Annotated in this window: 11 protein-coding genes and 2 pseudogenes; 9 read left to right on the forward strand and 4 right to left on the reverse strand. The window is 60.9% G+C overall.

Going from position 1 to position 14529, the window contains the following annotated elements:
* The first annotated feature begins 18 nt into the window (after window positions 1–18).
* Window positions 19–1005 carry an NAD(P)H-quinone oxidoreductase gene (locus tag AC3FKG_RS21780; protein WP_488744094.1) on the forward strand — a complete coding sequence of 329 codons (987 nt, stop codon included), beginning with the start codon at window positions 19–21 and terminating at the stop codon, window positions 1003–1005.
* Between the two features lie 262 nt (window positions 1006–1267).
* Here AC3FKG_RS21780 and AC3FKG_RS21785 read toward each other — a convergent pair whose 3' ends face one another.
* Window positions 1268–1921 (reverse strand): acetyltransferase, encoded by a 654-nt coding sequence (locus tag AC3FKG_RS21785; RefSeq protein ID WP_488744095.1) that lies wholly within the window; start codon window positions 1919–1921, stop codon window positions 1268–1270.
* 227 nt (window positions 1922–2148) lie between these two features.
* Here AC3FKG_RS21785 and AC3FKG_RS21790 point away from each other — a divergent pair, with 227 nt between their 5' ends.
* Window positions 2149–2535 carry an SDR family oxidoreductase gene (locus AC3FKG_RS21790; RefSeq protein ID WP_488744096.1) on the forward strand — a complete coding sequence of 129 codons (387 nt, stop codon included), beginning with the start codon at window positions 2149–2151 and terminating at the stop codon, window positions 2533–2535.
* A 409-nt stretch (window positions 2536–2944) separates the two neighbouring features.
* On the opposite strand, the gene AC3FKG_RS21795 is transcribed toward AC3FKG_RS21790, so the two are convergent.
* Window positions 2945–3853 carry a LysR family transcriptional regulator gene (locus AC3FKG_RS21795; RefSeq protein ID WP_488744097.1) on the reverse strand — a complete coding sequence of 303 codons (909 nt, stop codon included), beginning with the start codon at window positions 3851–3853 and terminating at the stop codon, window positions 2945–2947.
* Between the two features lie 121 nt (window positions 3854–3974).
* On the opposite strand from AC3FKG_RS21795, the gene mdlC reads away from it, so the two are divergent.
* The 7 genes and pseudogenes from mdlC to AC3FKG_RS21830 all read left to right on the forward strand — a co-directional run bounded on the left by mdlC (window position 3975) and on the right by AC3FKG_RS21830 (window position 11876).
* Window positions 3975–5594 carry a benzoylformate decarboxylase gene (gene mdlC, locus AC3FKG_RS21800; protein ID WP_488744098.1) on the forward strand — a complete coding sequence of 540 codons (1620 nt, stop codon included), beginning with the start codon at window positions 3975–3977 and terminating at the stop codon, window positions 5592–5594.
* Between the two features lie 50 nt (window positions 5595–5644).
* Window positions 5645–7093 carry an aldehyde dehydrogenase gene (locus AC3FKG_RS21805; RefSeq protein ID WP_488744099.1) on the forward strand — a complete coding sequence of 483 codons (1449 nt, stop codon included), beginning with the start codon at window positions 5645–5647 and terminating at the stop codon, window positions 7091–7093.
* Window positions 7094–7106: 13 nt separating this feature from the next.
* A pseudogene (locus tag AC3FKG_RS21810) lies at window positions 7107–7541 on the forward strand (FAD-dependent monooxygenase); the annotation flags it as partial.
* Between the two features lie 487 nt (window positions 7542–8028).
* Window positions 8029–9411, forward strand: a complete 1383-nt coding sequence (locus AC3FKG_RS21815) for an MFS transporter (protein WP_483713757.1) — start codon at window positions 8029–8031, stop codon at window positions 9409–9411.
* A gap of 16 nt (window positions 9412–9427) precedes the next feature.
* A complete protein-coding gene (locus AC3FKG_RS21820; protein WP_488744100.1) occupies window positions 9428–10372 on the forward strand; it encodes a ketopantoate reductase family protein in 945 nt (314 codons plus the stop codon).
* A gap of 11 nt (window positions 10373–10383) precedes the next feature.
* Window positions 10384–10566 (forward strand): annotated as a pseudogene (locus tag AC3FKG_RS21825) (porin); the annotation flags it as partial.
* 164 nt (window positions 10567–10730) lie between these two features.
* Window positions 10731–11876, forward strand: a complete 1146-nt coding sequence (locus AC3FKG_RS21830) for an alpha-hydroxy-acid oxidizing protein (protein WP_483714478.1) — start codon at window positions 10731–10733, stop codon at window positions 11874–11876.
* A 313-nt stretch (window positions 11877–12189) separates the two neighbouring features.
* Here AC3FKG_RS21830 and AC3FKG_RS21835 read toward each other — a convergent pair whose 3' ends face one another.
* Both AC3FKG_RS21835 and AC3FKG_RS21840 read right to left on the reverse strand, forming a co-directional pair.
* Window positions 12190–13380 (reverse strand): M24 family metallopeptidase, encoded by a 1191-nt coding sequence (locus AC3FKG_RS21835; RefSeq protein WP_483713752.1) that lies wholly within the window; start codon window positions 13378–13380, stop codon window positions 12190–12192.
* 8 nt (window positions 13381–13388) lie between these two features.
* A complete protein-coding gene (locus AC3FKG_RS21840; RefSeq protein WP_488744101.1) occupies window positions 13389–14357 on the reverse strand; it encodes a Bug family tripartite tricarboxylate transporter substrate binding protein in 969 nt (322 codons plus the stop codon).
* Window positions 14358–14529: the final 172 nt, after the last annotated feature.

A 14529-nucleotide genomic window follows, 5' to 3' on the forward strand; every position in this document is an offset into this window, starting at 1 on the left:
CATCCAAAGGACATTCCCATGAAAGCCATCGACTTCCTGGACTTCGGCGACGCCGACGTCCTGCAACTGCAGGATCTGCCCGCGCCCGAAATGCGCCCGCAAGACCTGCTGGTGCGCACCCACGCCGCCGGCGTGAACCGCGCCGACATCATCCACCGCCGCGGCGGCTATGGGCGCGCCAGCTTTGGCGATTCCACGGTGATGGGCCTGGAAATCGCCGGCGAAGTCATCGCAGCCGGCGCCGAGGTGACGGGCTTTGCGACTGGCGACCGCGTCATGGGCATCGTGGGCGGCGGCGGCTATGCCGAGGTGGCGCGCATCGACTACCGGCAGGCCATGCGCATCCCCGAGGGGCTTGACTACGTGCACGCCGCCGCGATTCCCGAGGTGTTTGTCACGGCGCACGAGGCGCTGCTGCACCTGGGCCGTCTGCAGCCTGGCGACAAGGTGCTGATCCACGCGGGCGCCAGCGGCGTGGGTTCTGCGGCCGTGCAATTGGCACATGCCACCGGCGCGCGGGTCTTCGCCACGGCCAATGGCGGCAAGCTGGCACGCGTTCGCGGCTTCGGCGCCGACGTGCTGATCGACTACAAGGCGGAGGATTTCGGCGAGGTGGTGAAGCGCGAAACCGATGGCAAGGGCGTGGACGTGATCGTTGATTTCGTCGGCGGTTCCTACCTGGAGCGAAACGTGCTGTCGCTGGCCAATGGCGGCCGGCTGGTGCAGGTCGGCCTGCTTGGCGGCGCAGAGGGTGCCAATCTGCCGCTGGAGCGATTGCTTTACGGCCATCTCCAGATCATCGGCACGGTGATGAAATCGCGTACGCCGGAAGTCAAGCGGCAGATGGTGGCGCGCTTCGCGCAGCGCTGGCTGCCGGGCTTTACCGAGAGCGGACTGGTGCCGGTGGTAGACAGCGTGTACCCGCTGGCCCGGGCCGCCGATGCGCACCGGCGCATGGAGTCGAACCAAAGCGTGGGCAAGATAATTCTGTCGACCGGGGCGTGATCACTACGTTGCCGGCAGGCGGAAAACGATGGTGGATCTGAGGCATCCAATGCCCCTCGCCGTCCCCCCCGGACGTGGATTGAACTGTTTGCGGCCCAATTGTTTACACCGTCCGTCAGTCAACGTCATGATGTCCAATCAAGAAGTTGTCCCAGTCGGAGCGCTCTCTTCCTGATCCGCAAGGCATGATCCGTTTTCGCATTAGACGTCCGGCAGCTCAATGCCATCGGCTTGCGTATATCGCGGACATTGAGTACGAATCTCAAAGATACCGCTCTCCATGTTTGCGCATACGGACAATCTTGGCCGGGACTCCATAAGCGACGGCGAACTCTGTAATGTCCTTGTTAACCAAGGCACCCGCACCGATTACGGTGTCGCCGCCAATTTTGATTCGGTGAGTCAGATTTGTGCCCAAGCCAATGGCAACATAAGGCCCGATCTTGCATTCCCCCCCGATGACTACTCCTGGCCCGAGACTGACACAGTCGGCAAGTTCACAGTCGTGGTCGACACATGCGTGAGTGTTGATGATGCAATGTCGGCCAATACGTGAGCACGCATTGATCACTGCACCAGCCATTACCACCGTGCCGGGGCCAATCACGGTATTCCTGCCGATACTGCTTGCGGGATGGATTGCCGTCGCAAACTGAAGCGTAGGGCACAACGCCTTAAGTGTCTCCGAAACGAGGGCGCGAACGCTGTTGTCACCGATAGCAATCAAGGCGCCTTGAATCCGTAGTTCCTTTACCATTCGGCCGAGGCCGGCCTCGTCGCAAACCACCGGATAGCCCAAAACGTGGCGCGGTATAGCGTCTACCAATCCGACAATGCGATATTTACCCTGCCTTTCCACTACATCAATGACGGATTTTGCGTGTCCGCCAGAACCGATGATGACGATGTTTTCCACGGCGGCCCTTTTGTATAGGTCAGGGAATGTGTCGTGAAGCCGGCAAGCCGTTCTGGAATGCCGAAAAGACCACTCAGCGCTGTTGGACGATCGTGCCAAATTGGTGCACCGCACCCGCTGGCAGACTCAATTAAGTGATACTAGGGTCTGATGTAAAAAATATAAAGGTCAGATGGAAGAAATACGAGTGCACGGCACTTCGCTCGCGGGGTAGTCTCTGTGAGACTATGCTTTGTCGGACACACCGGCCCCATTGCCGCGGGCGTCAGGCAAAGGGCTGCGGATCAACGCAATGCGCCCGGCGCGAGTTTTCGGGGGCCTGCAGGGCTCTCTCATTAAAATCGACGTCCAAGTCGGTACGCCATCCCGTGGGGCGCACCGGACAGCCCGAGGAGGCAGCAAGCCTTGTGGCCTGCCTCGCGTCCTGGAAGTCGTCTTTCGTGACAGGACAAGCATGGACGGTCGACGCGTGCGGATGGTGGCTTGTTCCCAGCCTGGACGCGGAGAATGGTGTCAAGCTACGTATGGTTGACCGTGACTTACCGAAGCCACCCACTCTGGACAGCCCGGGCACGCTCGCCGACGAACGTCGTGGGCCAATGCGGGCCGTCTGACCGAGCCAAGGTCAATGGCTGAGACGGGTCGGGTAGCGCCAACAGGCGCCCTGCCCTCTCGGCCGGCTCAAAATCGGCCAGGTTCCACCACTCGCCATCATCATGGCACGGTCATTCGAGCCGCGGCTCTGCTCTAAGCATCAGAGGGCTGGATGACCGCTGCACTTCGGTGCTGACGCCGGCGCCGCGCTTGGACGAACGGCTGCAGTGGGTCGCCTTCTGCCCTACTCGGACCGGTCCAGGAGGAGCGCTCGGTTGTGCTTGGCGTCGGGCCGCACCCGGCCATGAAGCGTCCTTCGCACGTACCGCGGGGAGGACTCTCGAGGGTCGGCTCCGCACTTGCAAGCAGTGTGCGTGCCGAGCGAGCCACCACGGTTCCCGAAGATCCGCTGAACCAACGTCACGACAATCACGGTAGTTGCGCCGTTAGAGCGCGTAATTCCTCGAGAAGCTTGATGGAAGGACCGGGCAGCATGCCGGCCCTTCGACGGAACGCAGTCAGAACTCTCTTGTCGCTGGCGCCTGGTATCTCCAGTGCGTCGATAAGCCCCGCCTTCCGCTCGGCGTCGTACATGGGCTCGGGCATCCAGCCGAGGAAACCTGAACGGCCAATCAAGCTCTTGAGCGCAGTGACGGAGCGTGTTTCGACGACGACATTGGGCAAGTCCAGGTTCTGTCGCGAAAAAACTTTCTTCATGTGCTCGAAAGGCGCTGTTCCTTTCGGAAGCATGGCCCAACGCTCTTGCAGCGTATCAGCGAGCTCCAGATTTGGTTTTTTTCGCAAAGGATGGCGCCGACCAGCAACCACGTAGCTGGTGTCCTCCCAACGGCAATCCTTGACAGCGACGATTTCGTCAGTGTCCTCAACCTCGACCCCCAGCGCCAGATCGATTTCGTGCGAGACAAGCGCATCAGCAAGGCGATCCCAGACTCCTTCGATGATCTGGACCTGAAGATTTGGCCACTTATTGCATGTGCTGCCGATTGCCAATGGAAGCAACAGGCAGGCGATGCTGCCGACTGCGCCGACGCGGATCGTTCCTTTTGCCAAGCCCAGCATCGCCTTGATGTGTTCATTCGCATGCTCGGACTCGCGTTGCAAAAGGAGCGCATGGGGCTGCAACGCCCTGCCCACATCCGTCAACTGCATACCCTTTGAGTGACGCTCGAACAGAGGTGCGCCAACCTGCTCCTCCAGCCGGCGAATCGTGCGGCTCAGCGCCGGTTGCGTCACGTTCAAGCCGTCTGCCGCGCGACCAAGGCTTCCAGATGAAACGATGGCGTTGAAGGCGACAAGATATTGGAGATCGAAAGTCATGCCTAACGGTAATGACTTTCTCTCAAAAAAGCAATTTTCAGGAGGGCGATGAACTTCCACACTTGCGCCATCGAGATAAGCGCTGCGACTCGTCCAGCGCACAACAGAAGGAAAGCGCGAAATGACCGGACCCGTACCCCTCGCCGTCGTCGAAGCAGCCAAGCAACCCGGCACCGTCACCGTCCGCCACGCCGTCGTCGACCTCATGCGTCGTTTCGGCATGACATCCGTGTTCGCGAACCCCGGTTCGACTGAGCTGCCAATGTTTCGCGATTTCCCAAACGACTTCCGCTACGTCCTCGGTTTGCAGGAGGCTACCGTGGTCGGCATGGCGGATGGCTACGCCCAGGCAACGCGAAACGCTTCCTTCGTGAACTTGCATTCGGCAGCAGGCGTGGGCAATGCGATGGGCAACATCTTTACCGCTCACAAAAACCGCACGCCGCTGGTCATCACGGCAGGCCAGCAGGCGCGTTCGATCCTCCCTTTCGACCCATTCCTGTCTTCCACCCAAGCCACTGAACTCCCCAGGCCCTATGTGAAATGGAGCATCGAGCCAGCGCGGGCTCAAGACGTGCCGCAGGCCATCGCGCGGGCGTACTACATCGCGATGATGCCGCCCCGTGGCCCCGTTCTCGTGTCGGTGCCGGTAGACGACTGGGACCAGCCAGCAGAGTTGGTGCCGGCAAGGGTTGTGAGTACGGAGCTTCGCCCGCAGCCTGCCGTTCTGGCACAAATAGGCGACGCGCTAGATGCAAGTCATAGACCGGCGATCGTCGTCGGTGCCGCGATCGATCGGGACAACGCGTGGAACGAGGTCGTTGCTCTGGCAGAGGCGCACAACGCCCGCGTGTGGGCGGCGCCGATGTCGGGCCGGTGCAGTTTCCCCGAGGATCATCGGTTGTTCGCTGGCTTCCTGCCCGCAATGCGTGAGCGGATCGTCAAACTGCTCGGTGACCATGACCTGGTCCTGGCCATTGGCGCGCCCGCGTTCGCGTATCACGTCGAAGGCGCGGGACCACACATCCCAAGCGGTACTACGTTGTGCCAGCTAACCGAGGACCCGGATACCGCGGCTTGGACGCCGGTCGGAATGTCGGCTGTCGGCAGCATCCGCCTGGGCGTACTTGATCTGCTGGCCCGCCCGGCGCCCCAGGTTCGGACCGTGCCGCCGGCCAGGATCAAGGCGCCACGGGCAGAGCCTTCGCCTTTGATGTCAGTTGCCTATGTCCTTCAGACGTTAGCGGAGGTGAAAGCGCCCGAAGACATCGTGGTCGAGGAAGCACCGAGCGCGCGCCCGGTGATGCAAGCCTATCTACCCATCACCCGCAGCGAAACCTTCTTCACGATGGACAGCGGCGGTCTCGGCTATGGCATGCCGGCAGCGGTGGGCGTGGCGCTCGGCAAACCGGGCAGCCGCGTCATCTGCCTGATGGGCGACGGTTCCAGCATGTACTCGATACAGGCGCTGTGGACGGCAGCTCAACTCAAGCTGCCGATCACTTTCGTGATCCTGAACAACCGTCGGTACGCTGCGCTACAGGATTTCGCGCCCGTGTTCGGGTTCGCTGCAACCGATGTCGTTCAGGGAACAGAACTGCCCGACATCGATTTCGTGTCGCTGGCAAAGGGCATGGGATGCGCTGCCACGCTCGTCAGCAATTCCGGCGATTTGCGGGCAGTGCTCGACCTTGCCTTGGCCGGCAAGACGCCACACGTCGTGGAGGTTCAGGTCGCCTGAACGCACCGCCCGCTCCCGCTTCCATACAAGACCCTTCCGGAGACAAACCAATGAAGATTTCGATGTTGATCAACGGCGAGCAAGTCCAGGCCCGCAATGGCGCCACCTTCGAGCGACGCAATCCGCTTGACGGCAGCGTTGCGACGGTCGCGCCTGCGGCCACCGAAGAAGACGCGGTCATGGCCGTCGACGCTGCCGCTGCGGCCTTCAAGACATGGTCGCGCACCGGGCCAACCGAGCGCAGAACGATGCTGACGAAGGCCGCACAAGCCGTCGAAGCGAAAGCCGAGGCCTTCGCGGCTGCCGTGGCGTCCGAAACCGGCGCATCGGCGATCTGGGCAGGCTTCAACGTTCACCTTGCGGCCAGCATGCTTCTAGAGGCCGCATCGCTGACTACACAGATCGGCGGCGAGATTATTCCTTCCGACGTGCCGGGCAACCTCGCCATGGGCGTGCGACAGCCTGCGGGGGTCGTTCTGGGCATCGCCCCCTGGAACGCGCCCGTGATCCTGGCTGTACGGGCCATCGCGACGCCACTGGCTTGTGGCAATACGGTGGTGCTCAAGGGCAGCGAGATCTGTCCGGCGACACACGGCCTCATCATCGAGGCGCTGCAAGAGGCCGGGCTGCCCAAGGGCGTGGTGAACTTTGTCACCAATGCGCCGGCCGACGCGGCTGCTGTCGTCGAAGCCATGATTTCGCACCCGGCTGTGCGGCGGGTCAACTTCACCGGGTCCACCCACGTGGGCAAGCTCATTGCTGCGACCTGCGCGAAGTACCTGAAGCCCGTGGTTCTCGAACTCGGCGGCAAAGCGCCGCTCGTTGTCCTCGACGACGCCGATGTCGATGCCGCCGTCAACGCGGCCGTGTTCGGTGCGTTCGCCAATTCGGGACAGATCTGCATGTCGACCGAGCGGATCGTCGTCGATTCGGCCATCGCCGATGAGTTCGTTGCCAAGTTGAGCGCACGTGCATCGAGTCTTCCGCTCGGTGATCCGTGTCTTGGCCCGGTGGTCCTCGGCTCAGTCGTGGACATGAGCACGGCAAAGCGCTGCAACGAACTGATCGATGATGCGCTTTTGAAAGGCGCGAAGCTCGTAGCGGGTGGCAAGGCGAACGACACGCTGATGCCCGCGACCCTGCTCGACCACGTAACGCCGGACATGCGCATCTTCCGCGAGGAAGCTTTCGGCCCCGTGAAGGGCATCGTGCGTGTCAGTGGCGTCGAAGAGGCAATCGCTTGCGCTAACGATAATGAGTACGGCCTCGCCGCCGCGGTCTTCGGCCGTGATGTGGCCCGCGCCATCCAGGTAGCGGGACGCATCGAGTCAGGCATTTGCCACGTGAACGGACCCACGGTGCACGACGAAGCGCAGATGCCATTTGGCGGCGTCAAAGGCAGTGGCATTGGCCATTTCGGCGGGAAAGCTGGTGTCGAAGCCTTCACCGATCTGCGGTGGGTGACCGTTCAAACGACCCAGCGTCACTACCCCTTCTGAGAGAAACACCGGAATGAAAACTCAAGTTGCCATCATCGGTGCCGGTCCGGCCGGGCTTCTGCTGTCCCAAATCCTGCACCTGCAAGGCATCGAGTCGATTGTCCTCGAAACCCGCAGCCGCGAAGCCATCGAAGCCACGATCCGCGCCGGCGTGCTCGAGCAGGGGACGGTTGATCTCATGAACGAGATTGGCGTTGGCGCGCGTATGGGGCGCGAGGGCTATCGGCACGAAGGAACGATCCTGCGCTTCGACGGGATTGACCGCCGCATCGATTTTCCAGAACTCACTGGTGGCAAGGCTGTAATGGTCTATGCACAGCACGAGGTGATCAAGGACTTGGTGGAAGCGCGCCTAGCGACGGGTGGCGACATTCGGCTCGAAGTGACCGATGTCAGCGTCCACGACCTCGACTCGACCTCGCCGAGCGTGCGATTTCGTCAATTGGGGCTCGAGCGCTACAGCGAAACCGCACTGCGGCGCATCTGGAAGGCGCAACGCTTCTCGTGGTGGATGACCTCGATGCTGCATCGCTTCCCCAACGCGGACGAGTTCCAGCACAAGGTGCAGGTCGCCGAACTCGACTACGTAACGGGCTCGCGCGCTGCTTCGACAGCGCTGGCCGAGAACTATGTCGGCTTGCCATTCGACGCGCTGGACGACTGAGACTCAGTCCGTCAGACCGCCCGGAAAGAGGCGATGGCTGTCAGAAAGCTATGTGGTGAGGAATGCCGTTTTCTCAATAAAGCAGTTTTCCGGCAGGCGTATAGGTTGGACCCTGCTACTGCTACTACCAGGGCGCGCAGACGCCAGAGCGCTCAATCAGGAGACAAGACATGATCGATCGAACCCCGTCAGCCGTTGGCGCGCAAGCATTTCGAGCGCGCAACCAATGCCAGCGCATGCTGCCCACGACCTGCAACCTGGGAGTATGCGCATGAGCTCCCAAGCGGTTCCCTTCAGGGGCAATGCCGATATCGGTCGCCTGCTCGACGACGGCGCCTATACGACCATGCAAAAGTTTGTGGTCTTCCTGGCGGCCCTGTCCATTGTGATGGACGGCTTTGACGGCCAACTCATCGGCTTCGCGATTCCATTGATGATCAAGGAGTGGAACATCACGCGAAGCGCCTTCGCCCCAGCGGTCGCCGCTGGCCTCATTGGCATGGGAATCGGCAGCGCCTGTGCAGGCCTGTTCGCGGACCGATTCGGCCGTCGGATGGCGGTTATCTCCAGCGTCTTTGTCTTCGGCGCAGCGACCTGCGCCATTGGCCTCGCGCCCGATGTCCTGACGGTGGCTGCGCTGAGGTTTGTCGCCGGCCTGGGCATAGGTGGCGCACTGCCGAGTTCGACCACGGTTACGGCTGAGTTCACGCCGGCTCGTCGCAGGACACTCGCCGTCACGGCCACGATCGTCTGCGTACCGCTCGGCGGCATGCTGGCGGGCCTCTTTGCCGGTGAAATCCTGCCGACATTCGGCTGGCGTGGACTGTTCTTTATCGGTGGAACCTTTCCAATTGCGCTGGCTACCATTCTTCTGTTCACGTTGCCAGAGACACCTCGATTCCTTGCACGCCATCCGGCACGCTGGGAGGAGTTGGGCAAGCTGCTAGGGCGTATGGGCCATCCGATGGCTGCCAATGCAACGTACACCGACGCCGCGGAACAGGTCGTGGAAAAGCGGGCCGGATTTGGCGCGCTGTTCTCAAACGGTCTCGCGCGCGACACGCTGGCAACCTGGGCTGCGTTCTTCCTGTGTCTTACCGCCGTCTACAGCGCCTTTAGCTGGCTGCCGACAATGCTGGCATCAGAAGGATTGTCGATGGCCGTCGCTGGCTCGGGGTTGACCGCCTACAACCTCGGAGGCGTAATTGGCGCATTGGTCTGCGCTGTTGCAATAACGCGATTCGGGTCACGTTGGCCCTTGGTGCTGTGCTGCGCCGGAGCAGCCGCCAGTGCATTCGCGATGCAGACCCTGAATGTCGGGCAGGACACGAATCTGTTGATCTTCGGCTTCGGTGTGCATGGCATGTTCGTCAATGCAGTGCAGTCCACCATGTACGCGCTGTGCGCGTTCATGTACCCCACCAGCGTCAGAGCGACCGGCACCGCGTCCGCGCTGGCCTTCGGACGACTGGGTGCGATTCTCAGTGCTTTCGCAGGGGCCGTTGTCATTACGGCCGGTGGTGCGATGGCTTATCTCGCACTACTTGGCACCGCGATGGTCTTTGCGATGCTCGCGCTCCTTGTCGTCAGGCATCACATCCCCAAGCGTGACGGGCTGGTAACGCCGCGTTCCACGGCGGCAATCACTAGCTGAAAATCTGAGGGCAACCATGAAAATTACCATCGTCGGCGCTGGCGCCATGGGCTCAATGTTTGGCGGCTTGCTAGCTGAGTGCGGCAATGATGTCACTCTGATCGACATCAACGATGCACACATCGGCGCCATCCGATCGGATGGCTTGCGATTGGTCACGGACAACGGGGATCGGCGTGTGAAGACGCTGAAAATCTGCCGACCTGAGGAAGCTCGGGAGCTACCCGAATTGCTGGTGATCTTTACCAAGACCCTGCACACTGGCGCCGCGCTCCAAGGCGTCAGGCACCTGATGGGTCCGGAAGTTCATGTGCTTTCCCTGCAGAACGGGCTAGGCAACGTCGAGAAGATCAGCGAGTTCGCCTCGACAGAGCGCATCCTCATCGGCGTCACCACCTGGCCGGCCGACATGGTCGCGCCTGGCCACGTGCACTCGCACGGCAAAGGTATCGTTAGACTCATGACCGCTGACGGCAACGTCAGACCGATCGTCTCCGCAGTCTCCGAGACGCTTTCGGCCGCCGGTCTCCAATGCAGTTCGGATGCTACCGTATGGGCTGCGATTTGGGAGAAGGTTGCGTTCAACGCCGCGCTTAACAGCATCTGCGCCGTAACTGGGTGCACAGTCGATCAACTCGGCACTACGCCTGAAGGTAGCCGGCTCGCAGAGCAAATCGTCGTTGAAGTCCTGTCGGTCGCACAGAGGCTCGGTATCGAAGTGAATCCAGTCAAGTGCAAAGCCAATGTCGCAGGCGCCATTGCCGAGCACAAGGGGCACAAGCCATCGATGTTGCAGGACGTTCAGGCCGGACGCCGCACCGAGATCGAAGCGATCAATGGAGCAGCGGTCGCCACGGCCGAGAGCTTAAACATGAAGCTGCCCACAACCGAGACGCTGCTGTCGCTCATGCGCCTCGTCGAGGCGCGGGTAATTGCCTGGCATCAGCCGTCTCACTCTTGAACGCATCAGGAACGGCGGGCATGCTGAACTACGCGTTCTCTAGGCGCACGGACGTATATGTGGAGGTCGACTACACCAATCTGAAAGGGACGTGGATCGCATTGAACAGCTCGCCTACCTTCAATAACAGCGGTAACACGTTCGGCAAAGGGACGCGGCTGGGGGCGATGCTGGGGATGAGGCACAAGTTCTAATCCAAGCAATGGCCAGCGGCTTAGGTTCGGCTACTCCACCAAGTCATTGATCCCACGAGTATGACGTCGTCGAGATTCGCTATCCGCGGAATAATCACATGAGCAATCCTCAGGACGGACGTAATGCGTTTCCGGCTTTCAGTTCAATCACGCAAGACGCAATCATGACAAGAGCATTTCCCGGTTTCTTCTCCGTCGGTGACTATCGTTCTGAGGCTAGGCGTCGGTTACCAAGGATGGTATTTGACTATCTGGAAGGCGGAGCGGACGACGAGTCAGGCCTCAGGCACAATCGTGCTGCCTTTGATAGATGGGAATTGCGTCCCCGGCGTCTTATTGATGTGAGCAAGCGGGAGCAGTCTACCGAGCTTCTGGGAAGACAAATCTCCTCGCCGCTTGTGATAGCGCCGACAGGCCTTAATAGTGCGTTCTGGCCCAAGGGAGACCTTGCGCTTGCACGCGCTGCGAGCAAGGCCGGGATTCCGTTCGCACTCTCTACCGCGTCGAATATGTCCATCGAAGAGATATCAAAGGGAGCGGACGGAGACTTGTGGTTTCAGTTATACGTGGTACATCGGAATCTGGCGACCAGCTTGGTCAGCCGAGCCCGAGCGGCTAACTATTCGACGTTGATCCTAACCACGGACGTTGCGGTGAATGGGTTTCGGGAGCGTGATCTGCGAAACGGGTTCGCTATGCCATTCAAGATCACTGCACGAGGAGCTCTCGATGGCATTTCACATCCCCGTTGGCTCTGGTCCTACCTAACGAATGGCATGCCGCAGTTGAAGAACTTAGCGACCGACGACGCGTCTGATACCGCGTCGCAGGCTGCGGTGCTGCGGCGGGAAATGGACGCGAGCTTTGGTTGGGACGACCTCCGTCGCTTGCGCGACGACTGGCCTGGAAAACTGCTCGTCAAAGGCATCCTGACGGCTGAGGATGCCGAACGATGCGTGGAAATCGGCGTCGACGGTATCATAGTCTCAAATCATGGCGGACGACAGCTTGCAGAGCTTCCTGCACCGATTGACTCGTTGCCGAGCATTTCTGATCGGACTCCGACCACCAACCTCATTCTGGACAGTGGCATTCGAAGAGGGGGCGATGTGGTAAAGGCGGTCGCATTGGGTGCCAAGGCCGTAATGCTCGGACGCGCCACCTTGTACGGGCTCTCCGCGAAAGGCGAGACTGGTGTATCTGACGTCGTCGCAATGATCAAAGAAGAAATCGACCGGACGCTCGCCCTAGTCGGGTGCAGTTCGATAATGGAAGTCAATAGGAGCTGTGTCGCTCGGCGGCCCGTGTAGCGAGGGGGTACGCGGGCACATCGACGTGATATTTCCCGCGCGTAATCGTCCCACACTGTCCATGACATCGGGCATTACCAGATGGCGGATTTGTTATGAATAAGATTCGACACTCTCACGGTTGCAGACGTTTGAGGCAGCCGCACCGAAAGTCGGCAACGGCCGACGATGCGCCCGCGACAAAGCGAGTGAGTGGCCGTAGCGCTCCGTAAACCGACGCTCGGCGTACCAAAGGTGGAACGGCGGCAGCGGGTTGACAACCGCCGATCCCGGCGTCAAATTTCGCTTGCTAGATCACAGCCAATTCTGAAACTTACGCGACCGTGGCATACGACAACGTCTTCGGTGTCCGGACGATAACCTCAGGCTCTTCGCCAACAATGACCGTGTCATCGAGCCTGAAGCCGCCGAGGCCATACACGTACAACCCTGGCTCGGACGAATAGACTTCTCCTGCCAGCAGGGCACGGGTATTGAATGCCATGTCCTCCGGATACTCGTGCAGCATCAGGCCGACCGCATGGCCCGTTCTGTGGAAAATGAATTCACCACACCCCGCTGCTTCGATCACGGCCTGAGCGGCGGCGTCCATATCGCAGACGCGCCGGCCGACCACAGCAGCAGCGACAGCGGCATCCGTCGCCTGTGCTGCCACGCGGTAGAACTTCGCCTGCTCGTCGGATGGCTGACCACAGAACCAGGTGCGTTCGTTTTCGACATAGAGCCCATTCAGCCTGGGCAACACAAGATTGACGATCGTGTCGCCCTTGGCAATGCGTGCCCCGCAGGATGCACCGTCGCCATGCGGGGATGCCGACGCCGCGCCAGTCAGGGTCCAGCACTTCAGAATTTCGAAATCCTCGCCGGGAAATCGCGTGGCCGCTTCTTCGACCATGAGCGCCGCCATGGCGTGATCCAGCTCCTGAACCAGACGGCCGGGACGGATGTTCTCCCTGTACCTGTCCTGCACCCAGTCGGTAAGGCCGGCCAAGGCGCGCATGTTCTGCAGTTCCTCGTCGTGCTTGACCCACCGCAGGCTCCGCATTTCGGCAAGGGCCGGGCGCAATGTCAACTCAGGAAGATGGCGCTGTGCCCCGGCAAGTATCGGATGATTGACGTCCACGGCGATGCGTGACATGCCCAGTCCCTTCTGGCTCAGCAACGCAGCGACCACCTCCGGCAGTTGCGATGGCAGCGCAAGACGGTTGGCCACGCGTGGATGCTCGGCGTAGTAAGTCACATCCGAGAGCCATACCGTGCCCTTCTTTGCCGCGAACCGCATGTGGTTGGTGGAGAGCTCGTTCATCACGGCAAACGTCTCGCCATTGCGCGGCACGACAACAAACACAGGCCGCTCCCAGGGCCACACATCAAGCTGGAAGTTCGTGGCGTACTGGAAGAAGTCAGGCATGCCGAAAACCAGGGCATCAACGCGCAGGCGATCCATCAGGCGCTGCATCGCCGACAGGCGGGATTCGTGTACAGCTTTCGTGAGATGAGGCATGGCGTGACCTAGAGAGAGATGTTGAGGCGGCGAATGATTGGCCTCCACGCGTCGGCGTCGCGCTTCATATAGTGGCCGACTTCCGAGGGCGGCCCCTTGATGGCGTCGAGAAACTGGAAGCCCAGCTTCTCCTTGAATTGCGGATCGTCCAGAACGTGGTTGATATCCGTGTTGATCTTCTGGATCACATCTGGCGGCGTGCCGGTCCGCGCCACGATCGCGTACCAGCCTGGCACCTCCACGTCGTAGCCCAGCTCCTTGAAGGTCGGCACCGTCGGCAGCGCAGCCAGCCGCTTTTCACCGGTCACTGCCAGTGGCAGCAGTTTCTTGCCGGCGATGAATGGCTGCACACCGGCCACCACGTTCATCATCACGGGCGTTTGCCCGTTCATCAGACTGGTCGATCCTCCGGTCCCGTTGAACGGCACGTGCTGCATCTGGATTCCGGTGCGCTCCGCAACCAGTTCCATCGCCAGGTGCGTGGAGTTGCCGATGCCACCCGACGCGAAGCTGATCTCTCCCGGACGCGCCTTGGCCATGCGCACAAATTCCTGGAACGTCTGTACCTGCAGTGATGGCGAGGCGACAAAGACGAACGGCGAGTTGGCAAGCATGGCCACGCCGGTCAGATCCTTGGTCGGCGAGTACGGCAGCTTCGGATAGAGGAACGGATTGAAGCTCAGGTTGGAAACGCCGGCAAAGAACAGCGTGTAGCCGTCGGCCGGCTGCCCCAGCACGTACGAGATAGCCAGCGTGCCATTGGCACCAGGCTTGTTCTCGACGACAACGGGCTGCTTCCACGCCTGCCCGAGCTTCTCGGCCAATGCCCGGGCCAGTACGTCGTTGCCTGTCCCGCCCGCCTGCGGCACCACCAGCCGGATTGGTTTCGCTGGGAAGCCCTGCGCGCAGGCCGTAGCCGACAGCGCCAGCGAAGCCACCGCCGCTGCAGTCCATCCCCAAATTCGTTGCACGTTCATATCCCACCTGATTCATCTTTTCGTCGGCACCCAAAGCGACGATCGTGATGAATGTACCATGTGGTACACGCTACGGCGAAATTGGGGTTTACGCGAAAGCGCGGAAGCAGCGCGGCGCGGGAAAGGTGATGAGAAGCGCAACCAGAGCGGCGGCGCTACGCTTGATGGAGGG

The organism is Cupriavidus sp. 22TCCZM04-2 (assembly GCF_057798895.1).

Excerpts from the sequence above, each read along its gene's own strand:
- AC3FKG_RS21780 (WP_488744094.1), top strand. The coding sequence starts at position 19 with ATGAAAGCCATCGACTTCCTGGACTTCGGCGACGCCGACGTCCTGCAA.
- AC3FKG_RS21790 (WP_488744096.1), top strand. The coding sequence starts at position 2,149 with ATGCTTTGTCGGACACACCGGCCCCATTGCCGCGGGCGTCAGGCAAAG.
- AC3FKG_RS21795 (WP_488744097.1), bottom strand. The coding sequence starts at position 3,853 with ATGACTTTCGATCTCCAATATCTTGTCGCCTTCAACGCCATCGTTTCA.
- mdlC (WP_488744098.1), top strand. The coding sequence starts at position 3,975 with ATGACCGGACCCGTACCCCTCGCCGTCGTCGAAGCAGCCAAGCAACCC.
- AC3FKG_RS21805 (WP_488744099.1), top strand. The coding sequence starts at position 5,645 with ATGAAGATTTCGATGTTGATCAACGGCGAGCAAGTCCAGGCCCGCAAT.
- AC3FKG_RS21815 (WP_483713757.1), top strand. The coding sequence starts at position 8,029 with ATGAGCTCCCAAGCGGTTCCCTTCAGGGGCAATGCCGATATCGGTCGC.
- AC3FKG_RS21820 (WP_488744100.1), top strand. The coding sequence starts at position 9,428 with ATGAAAATTACCATCGTCGGCGCTGGCGCCATGGGCTCAATGTTTGGC.
- AC3FKG_RS21830 (WP_483714478.1), top strand. The coding sequence starts at position 10,731 with ATGACAAGAGCATTTCCCGGTTTCTTCTCCGTCGGTGACTATCGTTCT.
- AC3FKG_RS21835 (WP_483713752.1), bottom strand. The coding sequence starts at position 13,380 with ATGCCTCATCTCACGAAAGCTGTACACGAATCCCGCCTGTCGGCGATG.
- AC3FKG_RS21840 (WP_488744101.1), bottom strand. The coding sequence starts at position 14,357 with ATGAACGTGCAACGAATTTGGGGATGGACTGCAGCGGCGGTGGCTTCG.